The 11,823-nt window shown below is 64.1% G+C and carries 14 protein-coding genes; 6 read left to right on the plus strand and 8 right to left on the minus strand.

Annotated elements, in window-relative coordinates:
- Nucleotides 1-44: 44 nt before the first annotated feature.
- From GHT07_RS07020 to erpA, 3 genes are read left to right on the plus strand one after another with little or no spacing between them, the layout of a single operon-like run.
- Nucleotides 45-752: a DUF6776 family protein gene (locus GHT07_RS07020; protein WP_153584367.1), complete on the plus strand. Its 708-nt coding sequence runs from the start codon at nucleotides 45-47 to the stop codon at nucleotides 750-752.
- 36 nt (nucleotides 753-788) lie between these two features.
- The gene (locus GHT07_RS07025; protein WP_153584368.1) at nucleotides 789-1,181 is read left to right on the plus strand and encodes a bactofilin family protein; all 393 of its coding nucleotides are present in this window, start codon (nucleotides 789-791) and stop codon (nucleotides 1,179-1,181) included.
- 60 nt (nucleotides 1,182-1,241) lie between these two features.
- Entirely contained in the window at nucleotides 1,242-1,607 is a 366-nt protein-coding gene (erpA, locus tag GHT07_RS07030; RefSeq protein ID WP_153584369.1) for an iron-sulfur cluster insertion protein ErpA, read from the plus strand.
- Nucleotides 1,608-1,630: 23 nt separating this feature from the next.
- On the opposite strand, the gene GHT07_RS07035 is transcribed toward erpA, so the two are convergent.
- Together GHT07_RS07035 and GHT07_RS07040 are read right to left on the minus strand one after the other, a co-directional pair.
- Nucleotides 1,631-2,740: an anhydro-N-acetylmuramic acid kinase gene (locus tag GHT07_RS07035; RefSeq protein ID WP_153584370.1), complete on the minus strand. Its 1,110-nt coding sequence runs from the start codon at nucleotides 2,738-2,740 to the stop codon at nucleotides 1,631-1,633.
- Nucleotides 2,741-2,780: 40 nt separating this feature from the next.
- On the minus strand, nucleotides 2,781-4,136 hold the full coding sequence (locus tag GHT07_RS07040; RefSeq protein WP_407646598.1) for a M23 family metallopeptidase: 1,356 nt from the start codon (nucleotides 4,134-4,136) through the stop codon (nucleotides 2,781-2,783).
- A 170-nt stretch (nucleotides 4,137-4,306) separates the two neighbouring features.
- On the opposite strand from GHT07_RS07040, the gene tyrS reads away from it, so the two are divergent.
- Nucleotides 4,307-5,539, plus strand: coding sequence for a tyrosine--tRNA ligase (gene tyrS / locus GHT07_RS07045; protein WP_153584372.1), 1,233 nt, complete (start codon nucleotides 4,307-4,309; stop codon nucleotides 5,537-5,539).
- A gap of 16 nt (nucleotides 5,540-5,555) precedes the next feature.
- Here tyrS and GHT07_RS07050 read toward each other — a convergent pair whose 3' ends face one another.
- The 4 genes from GHT07_RS07050 to GHT07_RS07065 all read right to left on the minus strand — a co-directional run bounded on the left by GHT07_RS07050 (nucleotide 5,556) and on the right by GHT07_RS07065 (nucleotide 8,952).
- Nucleotides 5,556-6,251 carry an ankyrin repeat domain-containing protein gene (locus tag GHT07_RS07050; RefSeq protein WP_153584592.1) on the minus strand — a complete coding sequence of 232 codons (696 nt, stop codon included), beginning with the start codon at nucleotides 6,249-6,251 and terminating at the stop codon, nucleotides 5,556-5,558.
- A 2-nt stretch (nucleotides 6,252-6,253) separates the two neighbouring features.
- Complete coding sequence (locus GHT07_RS07055) at nucleotides 6,254-6,745, minus strand: GlcG/HbpS family heme-binding protein (RefSeq protein WP_153584373.1); 492 nt, start codon at nucleotides 6,743-6,745, stop codon at nucleotides 6,254-6,256.
- A 108-nt stretch (nucleotides 6,746-6,853) separates the two neighbouring features.
- Nucleotides 6,854-7,498 carry a response regulator transcription factor gene (locus tag GHT07_RS07060; RefSeq protein WP_153584374.1) on the minus strand — a complete coding sequence of 215 codons (645 nt, stop codon included), beginning with the start codon at nucleotides 7,496-7,498 and terminating at the stop codon, nucleotides 6,854-6,856.
- Nucleotides 7,495-8,952 carry a sensor histidine kinase gene (locus GHT07_RS07065; protein ID WP_153584375.1) on the minus strand — a complete coding sequence of 486 codons (1,458 nt, stop codon included), beginning with the start codon at nucleotides 8,950-8,952 and terminating at the stop codon, nucleotides 7,495-7,497. The genes GHT07_RS07060 and GHT07_RS07065 overlap by 4 nt, the downstream gene beginning before the upstream one ends.
- An 87-nt stretch (nucleotides 8,953-9,039) precedes the next feature.
- Between GHT07_RS07065 and GHT07_RS07070 the strand changes: the two genes are divergently transcribed.
- Nucleotides 9,040-9,957 (plus strand): cation diffusion facilitator family transporter, encoded by a 918-nt coding sequence (locus tag GHT07_RS07070; protein WP_153584376.1) that lies wholly within the window; start codon nucleotides 9,040-9,042, stop codon nucleotides 9,955-9,957.
- Nucleotides 9,954-10,394, plus strand: a complete 441-nt coding sequence (gene dtd, locus GHT07_RS07075; RefSeq protein ID WP_323740829.1) for a D-aminoacyl-tRNA deacylase — start codon at nucleotides 9,954-9,956, stop codon at nucleotides 10,392-10,394. The genes GHT07_RS07070 and dtd overlap by 4 nt, the downstream gene beginning before the upstream one ends.
- Before the next feature lie 28 nt (nucleotides 10,395-10,422).
- Here the strand turns inward: dtd and ybeY are convergent, their stop codons facing one another.
- Together ybeY and GHT07_RS07085 are read right to left on the minus strand one after the other, a co-directional pair.
- Entirely contained in the window at nucleotides 10,423-10,872 is a 450-nt protein-coding gene (gene ybeY, locus GHT07_RS07080; RefSeq protein ID WP_153584377.1) for an rRNA maturation RNase YbeY, read from the minus strand.
- Nucleotides 10,873-10,876: 4 nt separating this feature from the next.
- Nucleotides 10,877-11,821 (minus strand): PhoH family protein, encoded by a 945-nt coding sequence (locus GHT07_RS07085; RefSeq protein ID WP_153584378.1) that lies wholly within the window; start codon nucleotides 11,819-11,821, stop codon nucleotides 10,877-10,879.
- Nucleotides 11,822-11,823 lie beyond the last annotated feature (2 nt).

Below are 11,823 nucleotides of genomic sequence, written 5' to 3' on the forward strand. Positions count from 1 at the left end.
AGTTCGCTTGCTGCGGCTTTTTCTTTTGACCTCATACTGCTCAGATGCGCTTCAAGCTCCTTCGTCGACGTTTGACGATCAGCGCGCCACGAATGGCCGTGCGCAGCGCCATGCCCTGGCCGCTGCGCTGGGCGGTTGTTGCAATCGTTTTGGGTTTCTGCGGCGCGATCAGCCTGTGGGCCTTTGAGTTTGGCAAGAGCATCGCCGGCCTCGACACAGGCGCCAAGGAAGAGCTCGTCAGGCTGCGCGCCGACGTCGAGAAGCTGCGTGCTGAGCGCGACCAGGCGCAGTCAGTGCTCAATACATCGGGCAGCCTGATCACGGCAGAGAAAACGGCGCGCGAGCGACTTGCCACGCAAATCAAGGCACTTGAGTCCGAAAACCAGGCGCTACGCGATGACCTGGGGTTCTTCGAGAAGCTGATTCCCAGCACGGGCAGCGATGGCGTCGCCATCCGCGGGCTGCACGCCGAAGTCATGGGTGGCACCCAACTGAAGTGGCAGGTTCTGCTGATGCAGCCTGCGCGCAACGCCGCGGAATTTCGGGGAAAACTCGAACTCAGCCTTTCGGGCACGTTGGCTGGCAAGCCCTGGACCATGGAAATGCCCGGCGGCGCGCAGGGTTTGCAGTTTCGCCAGTACCGCCGGATTGAAGGAATGATCGATCTGCCGCCCCAAGCCGTGGTAAAAAACGTGTCCGCCAAGCTGGTGGAGGGCACGGCGACTCGCACCGTACAGAGCATCAAGCTCTAGGAATCCCAGCGGTCAGCTCAATCAAGTGAGGTCGTCATGTTCGGTAAAAAAGCCCAGCCGCCCATCAAGAGCCTCATCGCACAGGGCAGCCGCATTGACGGCAATCTGACATTCGCTGAAGGGCTTCGCGTCGATGGTGAGATTTGCGGCGACATCACCAGCAACAGCCAGCAGCCGAGCATTCTTGTCATCTCCGAATCGGCCGTGGTCCGGGGCGCTATCCACTCCGACCACGTGATCATCAACGGCACCGTGCGAGGCCCCGTTCATGCCACCGAGCTGCTCGAACTGCAGCCCAAGGCGCGCATTGAAGGGGATGTGAAGTACCGCGCGCTCGAAATGCACCAGGGCGCCATCATTGCCGGCAAGCTGGAGCCCATCGAGAGCGATGAAAAGCCCCTACTCAAATTGGCGACAAAGACAGCCTGAGTGTATTCCCGAGCGATTCGCTGTAGTATTCGATGAACTGAGTCTTTCCCGGAGCTTTCAATGAGCGCAGTCGCCGAAAACATCGAAACCGAAATGCCCCCTCCGCTGGTCTTTACCGACAGCGCGGCAGCCAAGGTTGCGGACTTGATTGCCGAAGAAGGCAACCCCGAGCTGAAGCTGCGGGTGTTTGTCCAGGGTGGCGGGTGCTCTGGCTTCCAGTACGGCTTCACGTTCGACGAAATCACGAACGAAGACGACACGGTGATGACCAAGAACGGCGTCTCGCTGCTGATCGACGCGATGAGCTACCAGTACCTCAACGGTGCAGAGATCGACTACAAGGAAGACTTGCAGGGTGCGCAGTTTGTCATCAAGAACCCGAACGCGACCAGCACGTGCGGCTGCGGTTCCAGCTTCTCGGCGTAACTGAGCGGCTTAGCTTCCTGCATCTACCGCGGGTAGATGCATCCCAGAACGCGGGCGCCTCGGGCGCCCGTTGTGCTTTCAAGTGCCAATGCTTCACGCCGCACAGTCTTTCGAGCCAGCCAGGCAAATGCGGTCGCCTCGACTTGCAGCGGCGGCAACCCCCGCGCGTCGCTCGGAATTACTTGAGCTTGCGGCAGCAGCGCCTGCAACCGCTGCATCAGGAACGTATTGCGTGCGCCGCCGCCGCAGACGATCACCTCGCGCAAATGCGCGTCAAGGCGCTTGACGTCATTGGCGCAGGCAAGCGCCGTCAGCTCGGCAAGGGTTGCCTGTATATCGCCGGGCGCGGCCATGCCAAACGTTGAGAGCCGCGCGGCCAGCCACGGCATGTTGAACAGATCGCGCCCGGTGCTCTTGGGCGGCGCCTTGCGAAAAAACGGCTCATCCAGCAGCAGGGCCAGCAATTGGGGGATGACGCGTCCTGACGCCGCCCATCGGCCCTGTGCGTCGTACGGCGAGCCTTGGTGCTGCAGGCACCACGCGTCCATCAACGAATTGCCTGGCCCGCAATCAAAGCCAATCGTCGGCTGGCCGGGCTGCAGCAGCGTGAGGTTCGAGATTCCGCCGATGTTCAACACGCCGACGTTGGCGTCCTCACGGCCGAACCACGATTGGTGAAAGAACGGTGCCAGCGGTGCCCCTTGACCGCCGGCAGCCACATCCCGGCTTCGAAAATCCGCCACGACATCGATGCCGGTCAGTTCTGCCAGCAGGGCAGGCTGTGAGAGCTGCAAGGTATAGCCCGTCCCGTCGAATTCCTGCGGGCGATGGCGGACAGTCTGTCCGTGGGCGCCGATCGCGATGACGCCAGACGCCGGCACATCGGCATTGCGCAGCAGGCTGTGCACGACATCCGCGTACACGTGCATCAATGCGTTTGCGGCTAACGCTGCGCGATGAAGCTCATCTGCGCCCGCCGAATTCAATGCCAGCAATTCGGCGCGCAGGGAGGCGGTGAAGTCAGCGCTCGCATGGCCGAGGACCCGCGCGGGACTGGATGCGAAGTCGGCCAGTACCCCGTCCACGCCGTCGAGTGACGTACCGGACATCAGGCCGATGAATAGTTCAGGCATGCCGCGATGTTAGCCGCGACCCAGCCCTGGCCGCGGTGTCTTACTGCATGCGTGCGACGGTCGCTGAAGGCGCGGCCTGCAGCTGGGCATTCATGGCCTTCGCGGACAGCCTGAAGGCGGGCATCGCTTGCGCCGAGATCTCTGCTGCGACGCTGCGACGCGCCATGGCGGTGGGGTCCTGGTGGATGCCATTGACCCGGTACTCAAAGTGCAGGTGCGGCCCGGTCGCCCAGCCTGTCATGCCCACAGCGCCGATACGCTGGCCCTGAGTGACCGACTGGCCTGCCCGCACGTCGAGGCGGCTCAGGTGCGCATAGACGGTCTCGTCGGTCGCGTTGTGGCGCACGATGATCACGTTGCCAAAGCCATTTTTCACACCGGCAAAACCGACAACGCCGTCGCCGATCACGCGCACCGGCGTGCCGATGGCAGCGCCATAGTCCACGCCCAGGTGAGCCTTCCATTGGTTGAGGATGGGATGCAGGCGCATGGCGAAGCTGCTGGTCACACGCGAGAACTCCATCGGAGAGGCCAGGTACGAAGTGGACAGGCTCCTGCCGTCGAGGCTGTAGTAGCTGCCCTTGCGCCCCGGCTCTTCGTACCACATGGCCTGGTAGTTCTTGCCGTTGTTCAGGAAGTCGACCGACAGCACGCGGCCCGTGCGCATCGCTTCACCGTCGGCCTCCAGGGTTTCGTAGACGACGTTGAAGCGGTCGCCGACTTTCAACTGGCGCGAGAAGTCGATCTGGCTTGAGAAGATTTCAACGACCTGGCTCACGACAGCATCCGGAATGCCGGCGTCGTCTGCGGCACCAAAAAGGGATGAACGTACCGTGGCACTGCTCAGCCGCGTGGACGCCGTGAGCGGCGCAGTTTCCAGGCGGGAGATGAACTGGTCGCTGCCCAGGCGCTCGACGACGAGCCGCTTGAACTGGCCATCATCCGTGGGCGCCCAGCGTGCCGTGATCTTCACCAGCGCGTGATCTGCCGTCGCCTCGGCGGTGATGAGTCTGCCCGCACGTCCCAGCACCTGCGTCCGCACGACGGGGTTTGAGCGCAAATACGCAGCTGCCCCGGCATCGTTGACGCCCAGGCGCGAGAGCAGAGTCTCGACGGTATCGGTCGCGCGCGTGGTTTCGGTGCGGTACAGGTTCAGCGATGGCGCATCGAGTGCACGGGGCTGCTCCAGCACGGGCAGGGGTTCGACGGACTCGAGCACCTGGCGCACGGTGACGCGGTCGGGTTCGGCATCGATCGCGGCCACCGCGAATGCACCGCCACCGCCAAACAGCATCAATGCGGCCAGTGCGGCCGTGACGTGCTTCGGGTGATGTTCGAGTAAGTGGGCCGCGTGAGACAAAAGCCTGTCACGAGCGGCAATAAGGCCGTTTTTCAACAATCGCATCCTTGGGGGGTGATCTGCTTGATCCTACATGAGCGTAGGCGGTTCCCTACGGTTACACAACGGGGCAAGCCTGAGGTGAAAACGCGGGAACTAGAATCAGGCGAGCATACAGAACACTGGCAGTGGCGCATCGAAGCATGCCGCCCCGCCTTCAAATCTTCATGAACCAGCCCGCCGTGACCCAATATCCCGTGACCGACCGTGTGCGCGAGGCCCTCGCCGTCACGCTGCGTGGGGTCGAAGAGCTTATCCCTGCAGAAGAATGGATTCAAAAACTCGCCCGCGCCGAGGCGACGAAGACGCCGCTGCGAATCAAGTTCGGCCTGGACCCGACGGCGCCTGACATTCATCTTGGCCATACTGTTGTGTTCAACAAGATGCGCCAGTTGCAAGACTTGGGCCACACCGTCATTCCGCTGATTGGGGATTTCACTACCACCATCGGTGACCCTTCCGGCCGCAATTCGACGCGCCCGCCGCTCACGCGCGAGCAGATCGAGGCCAATGCCAAGACGTATTTCGACCAGCTGCGCGTCGTGCTCGATGTGAGCAAAGCCGAGGTCCGCTACAACAGCGAATGGAGCGACCCGCTGGGCGCACGCGGCATGATCCAGCTCGCAGCCAAATACACCGTTGCGCGAATGATGGAGCGCAACGACTTCCATGAGCGCTTCCATGCGGGCACCTCCATCAGCGTGCATGAGTTTCTCTACCCGCTGATGCAGGGCTACGACTCCGTCGCGCTCAAGAGCGACCTGGAGCTCGGCGGCACCGACCAGAAGTTCAACCTGCTGATGGGCCGGCACCTGCAGCAGGAATACGGCCAGGAGCCGCAGTGCATCCTGACCATGCCGCTGCTCGAAGGGCTGGATGGCGTCGAGAAGATGTCCAAGAGCAAGAACAACTACATCGGCATCACGGAAGACGCGAACACGATGTTTGCCAAAGTCCTGTCGATCTCCGACGAACTGATGTGGCGCTGGTACACGCTCGTGAGCTTCAGGGGCGAAGCCGAGATCGCGACGCTGAAGAAAGAAATCGAGGGCGGCCGCAACCCCAAAGATGCGAAGGTCATGCTCGCCAAGGAAATCACCTCGCGCTTTCACAGCGCGCAGGCGGCCGACGCAGCAGAGCAGGACTTCATCAATCGCAGCAAGGGCGGCGTGCCCGATGAGATTCCTGATGTGGCGTTGTCAGGTGCACCGCTGGGCATCGGCGCGTTGCTGAAGCAGGCGGGCCTCGCGCCTTCCGGCAGCGAAGCCAACCGCCTGATCGATGGTGGCGGCGTGCGTGTCGATTCGGCCGTCGTCAGCGACAAAGGTTTGAAACTGCCGGCCGGCACGTATGTCGTGCAAGTCGGCAAGCGCAAGTTTGCAAGGGTGACGCTGAGCTGAAGCGCCGCGCGCTGGATCACTTCGCGCCGGCTCGCTCCAGCATCGTCACCATCGCGGCATAGCCCCTCGCGCGGGCCAGCTGCAGGGGCGTTTGCCCGCTGCGGTCCGTCAGCTGCAAGTTCGCGCCCGCATCCACCAGCGCTTTCAGCGTTGCCTGATGCCGGGCGCCGCCATTGCCCAGCACGATGGATTCGATCACCGCCGTCCAGTGCAGGTTGTTCACGTGGTCGAGCGGCGCGTGCGCGGCTATCAGCTGTCGCACGACGCCGTCGTGCCCCAGATGGGCAGCCGCAATGAGCGCAGTGCCGTCGTAGCGGCTCGTCACCTGCTTCGCACTGGCGCCGAGGGCCAGCAACGTGCGCAGCGTTTCCTCATCGTCGGCAACTGCGGCGATGGTCACGCCGTCGTAGCGGTCCTTGTCGAGCAAGTCGATGCCGGCTCCTGCCTTGACCAGCGCGCGGATCGCCTCGCGCTGCTTCGCAAACGTCGCGACATGCAATGGCGTGCGGCCGTTGGCATCGCGCGCATTCAAGTCGGCTCGCGACGCGGCAAGTGCTTCGATACGCGTGACATCGCCCTTGTGTGCCGCCGCATGCAGGCCGCTGTACGCGGCGGCCTCGCTTGCCGAAGGCGCTGTCTGCGCCGCAGCCGGAACTGGCGCGACGCCCATCGCCGACATGAGCAAAAGCGCCAGCCATGACGACTTGTTCATCATCACTTGAGCAGATCGCTCACCTTGGCAATCGCTGCAACGGCGCATTGCTCATCGAGATGGCCACCCGGCGCACCGCCGACACCCACGGCGCCGATCGTGTCGTTGCCGACCTTCACGGGCACGCCGCCGCCAAGCAGCAGAAAGCCGGGGATGTTCACGAGGTTTGCTGCAGCCGGGTTCTTCTGCGCGCCTTCCATCATGGCAAGCGTGTTGTTGCGCGCAGATGCCGATGTGAATGCCTTGCCGAAACTGGCCGCGATCGTGTGCGGGCCGGCGTTGTCGCCGCGCTGAACCGCGCGCACGGTGCCGGCACGGTCAACCACGGTTGCCGTGACGGCATAGCCGTTCGCGGCGCAAGCAGCGACGGACTCGGCGGCGATCTGGTTGGCCAGCGACAGTGACATCGTTTTTTCGGTGCGAACGGCCTGTGCGTTGGCGGCAGCGGCGATGAGGCTGAGCGCAATGGCGCAAATGGGGCGGAGAGTTTGCATGGTGCGGGGTCTTTCGTTGTGAGCCGGTCCTGTTCAACCGTGATGGCAACTGTAGAAACTGACAGCGCCCGCGTGAATTCGTAGCGCTACGCCGCGCGCTCCGTAGAACTACGCAGTGTCATCGCCCTCGACGAGCGAGCCATAGCGCCGGATCAGCTGGGCCAGCGAGGGCGCTTCGAGCTTGGCGAAAAGGTTGGCCCGGTGCGTCTCCACCGTACGTGGCGACAGTGTGAGCGCGCGACCGATCTCCTTGTTGGTCAGCCCCGCCACGATCAGGCCCAGCACTTCGCGCTCGCGCTGCGACAGCTGCGCGTAGCGCTCGCGCGCCTGCCGGTCCGCCGAGAGGCGTTCGCGCGAGCGCACGTGCTGGCGCACAGCCGACTGCAATGCCTCGATCAGCACCTCATCGTCCACAGGCTTTTCCAGGAACTCCGCCGCGCCCGACTTGAAAGCGCGACGGCACATCTCAACCGTGCCGTGCCCGGTGAGCATGATCACCGGCTGGTCCACGCCCTGCGCCATCAACGTGTCGAGCACGGTGAGGCCGCTCACGCCGGGCATCCGCACATCCATCACGATGGCGCCGATGCTGTGCCGGTCGAACTCCGAGAGAAATGCTTGCGGGTCGCTCCACGTTTGCACGCGCAGGCCCACGGTGCCGATCAGCAGCGACAGGCCTGCGCGCACGGCCTCATCGTCGTCGATCAAGTGGACGAGTGGCGAGAGCGGCCCGCTGGCAGTCGCGACGCTCATGCTTTTGCCAGCGGCAACGCAAGACGGAACACGGCGCCGCGCGGCGACCGGTGCGATGCATCGAGCCGGCCGCCCATTGAGCTCGCCAGGCTCTCGCACAGGCTCAGGCCCAGGCCAAGCCCGTTCTCGCGCGTCGTGAAGAAGGGTTCAAACACGCGCGGCAGGACGTCTGCGGGAATGCCTGGGCCTGAGTCTGCAATCGTCAGCTTGCCCGCGCCGCTGCCCGAATCGACCTTCACGGCCAGTTCGCGCTCCGCCACGGGCACTTGATCGAGCGCCTGCAGCGCATTGACGAGCAGGTTGTGGATGATCTGTTCGAGCGCTACGGGTTCGGCGTGCACCATCACCGGCGACGACACGCCCGTGAGCCGCGGCGTCACCTGGTGGCGCGTGAACTCAGGCTCGAGCAGGTAGAACGCATTGCGCACGGCGTCTTGCAGCGCGACCGATTGCGACTGCGCGGCTGCGTCGGGGCGACTCACCGCACGCCGCATGCGCCCCACGACTTCCGAGGCGCGCTTGCCCTGCTGCACGGCCTGCTCCATCGCCCACCGTGCCGTGGACAAGTCGGGCGGGTCTTCATCGAGCAGGCGCTGGGCAGCCTGGGTATTTGCCAGTACGCCGGTGAGCGGCTGGTTCAATTCGTGCGCCATGCCTGCGGCCAGCTCGCCCATACCGTTGAGCCGCGCGACCTGGCCCAGGCGCAGCAGCTCCTCAGCGCGCGAGCGCTCCGCGCGTTGGCGCTGCAATGATCGAAGCACCGCCAGCACCACGGCCGCTGCGGCGGCCAGCGTGAGCATCCACAACCACGGCAGCGCTTCCCAGCCGACACTGCGCGTGGCGACCAGCTCAAACGGCTGGCTTTCGGCGGCCAGGTGCTTGCTGAAGTCGAACCGCCAGGGTGATTCCTCGACCAGGCCAGGCTGCAGCACGAAGCGCTGGCCCGACTGCTCCAGCACCACGCGCACCGGGCTCTTGTCTGCCGGCATGGGCCATTCGTTCCAGGGCACGGCAGCGCGCACATCCAGCGTGAGCGCAAACGACGACGGCTGACCCGCCAGCAGGATGCGATAGCGGCCACGAGCCAGGTCGCTGTCGGCGAGCACGGGCTTTCGCTTCGACAGGGACAAGGTTTCGGCCGAGAGCAGGGCGGCGTCGGGCCACTGCGCATCGCCGTCGCGCCGCTGCACGGCCACAATTTGCGGATAGACAGAGGCCAGGCGCTGCTCGGCTGGATCGCTCGCCGCCGCGGGTTGCAGCAATGCGAGCGTGGCAAGTACCGCCTCATGCTGGACAGCCCGCTGGCTGAGCAGCCGGTGCGCAATGCGCGCATCGGTCTCGAAGGCTTCGCGCAGGCGCGAAAGCTCGGCTTGCGCCAGCAGCGCGCTACCCGCAAGGGTGGCTGCCAGCCAGGCAGCGATCCAGATGCCGTGACGCATGAGCCAATGACGCATGGGGCGGATTCTTGCACGCACCCTGATGGGTTGTCTGCTTTTGGGCGGCGCCTCACGTTCGGGTCGCGGCGCCTGCACAATGCGCGGATGTCATTTTTCACGAGCATCGCACGCGCGTCACCGCAAGCCTTGCTGCGCGCGTCCATCGTCGTGGCGATCCTCACGATCGCACTGAAGACCGCGGCATGGTGGATCACCGGTTCAGTCAGCCTGCTCTCCGATGCGATGGAGTCGTTCGTGAATCTGGCCAGCGCGATTTTTGCGCTGGTGATGGTCACGATCGCGCACCGCCCGGCCGATGCGGACCATCCCTACGGGCACCACAAGGCCGAATATTTTTCGTCGGGTTTTGAGGGCCTGCTCATCATCGTGGCCGCGCTCGGCATCGTCTGGGCCGCAGTGCAGCGGCTGATCACGCCGCATCCCATCGAGCAACTCGGTATGGGCCTGGTGCTCTCCGTGCTGAGCAGCGCGCTCAATGGCGCGCTGGCCTGGGCGATGCTTCAGTCATCTCGCCTGCACCGCTCGATTGCGCTCGAAGGCGATGCGAGGCACTTGATCACCGACGTCTGGACATCCGCCGGTGTGGTCGTCGGCGTGGTGCTGGTGTGGATCACCTCGTGGGGCTGGCTCGACGCCGCCGTGGCGATCGCGGTTGCGCTGAACATCGTGCGCGAAGGCGCGGCGCTGATGTGGAAGTCCTCGCAGGGGCTGATGGACGAAGCCGTGGAGCCGGAAGTGCAGCTGCAGATCGAAGCCTCGCTGGCCAACTTTGATCACCACACGATCCGCTTTGACCACATCACGACACGCCGCTCCGGCAAGCGCCGCTTCGTTGACATGCATATGCACATGCCTGCCAGCTGGACGCTCGGGCGCGCGGCCGCACTTCGCACCACTGTCGAGCAGGAACTCATGAGTGCCGTGCCCGGCCTGCGCGCGACGATCCAGTTGCTGCCCAGCGATGTCGAGGCGCACTTCGACGACGGCAAGGACATTCTGTGATCAGCGTCGTGCAGCGAGTGAGCCAAGCACGTGTGATGGTGAACGGCGCCACCATCGGTGAAATCGGCGCCGGCCTGCTGCTGCTGGTGTGCGCCGAGAAGGGCGACAGCGAAGCGCAGGCCGACAAGCTGCTCGCCAAGATCCTGAAGCTGCGCATCTTCAGCGACGAAGCCGGCAAGATGAATCGCAGCGTGCAGGATGTTCAGGGCGGTTTGCTCGTCGTCAGCCAGTTCACGCTGGCGGCTGATGTGTCAGGCGGCAACCGGCCGAGCTTCACCAACGCCGCCGCGCCTGACGACGGGCGCCGCTTGTACGACTACTTCGTGCAGCAGGCGCGAAGTGTGCACCCGGTGGTGGCCACTGGCGAATTCGGTGCCGACATGAAAGTGCATCTCGTCAATGACGGGCCAGTGACCATCCCGATGACGATTCGCTGAACACCCGGCACGGAGTGCATGGCGCTGGTCAATAAGGGTTGCGAAACCCCAGCGCACCCAGCAGCAGAATCTCCAGCGCTTCCATCTCCAGCGCGTCACGCTCGCTGGTCTCATGGTCGTATCCCTGCGCATGCAGCGCACCGTGCACGAGCATGTGTGCGTAATGCTCTTCGAGTGATTTGCGCTGCTCTTTTGCTTCGCGTTCGATCACCGGGCCGCAGAGCACCAGGTCCGCTTCAACCCATGCGTCGTGCGCGTAGTCGAAAGTGAGGATGTTGGTCGCGTAGTCCTTGTGGCGGTATTGCAGGTTGAGTGCGCGCGCCTCGTCGTCGCCGACGATGCGCACCGCAATCTCGCCCGGATGGCGCAGCGCGGGTTCGATCCACGAAGCCACCTTTGCCTTGCGCAGCAACGCCCGGTGTTGTGCCATGCCGGGAAAGCTGCCGAACTGCAGCACGAGGTCGAGCGTCAGTTGCATGATGTCAGCGTGCTTCCTTCTTGCGTGCTGCATCGTAGGCGTCCACGATGCGCGCAACCAGCGGGTGCCGCACCACATCAGCACTCGTGAATCGCGTGTGCGCGATGCCCTTGACGCGGCGCAGGATGTACTCGGCCTCGATCAGCCCCGACAGCTGGCCCTTGGGCAAGTCGATCTGACTCACATCACCCGTCACCACGGCTTTCGCGCCGAAGCCGATGCGCGTGAGGAACATCTTCATCTGCTCGGGTGTGGTGTTCTGCGCCTCGTCGAGGATCACGAAGGCGTTGTTCAGCGTGCGGCCGCGCATGAAGGCAAGCGGCGCGATCTCCAGCGTCTGCCGCTCGAAGGCTTTCACGACTTTGTCGAAACCCATCAGCTCGTAGAGCGCGTCGTACAGCGGGCGCAGGTACGGATCGACCTTCTGCGTGAGGTCGCCGGGCAGGAACCCGAGCTTTTCGCCCGCTTCCACTGCAGGCCGCGTGAGCACGATCTTCTGCACCGCACTGCGCTCTAGTGCATCGACAGCGCACGCAACAGCCAGGTAGGTCTTGCCCGTGCCCGCCGGGCCGATGCCGAAGGTGATGTCGTGATTGGCAATGTTGTCCAGGTACACGCTCTGCATGGGTGTGCGCGCTTTCAGGTCGCTGCGCCGCGTGTGCAGGACCGCTTCGCCCTCAGGGCCTGTGGCCATCGCTTCGTCGCCTGCGAGCATCAGCTGCACACGATCTGCCGGGATGGGCCGCGCGGCCATCTCGTACATGGCCTGCAGCATCTCCATCGCGCGTTCGGCCCTGGCCTTGTGGCCATCGACCTTGAACTGCTCATGACGATGCGCGATCTTCACCTGCAATGCCAGCTCGATCGTGCGCAAGTGTTCGTCCATCGGGCCGCACAAATGAGTCAGGCGAGTGTTGTTGGGTGGTGTGAACGAATGACGCAGAATCAAGG

Source organism: Caenimonas koreensis DSM 17982 (assembly GCF_009646335.1).
GTDB classification, from domain to species: domain Bacteria; phylum Pseudomonadota; class Gammaproteobacteria; order Burkholderiales; family Burkholderiaceae_C; genus Ramlibacter; species Ramlibacter koreensis.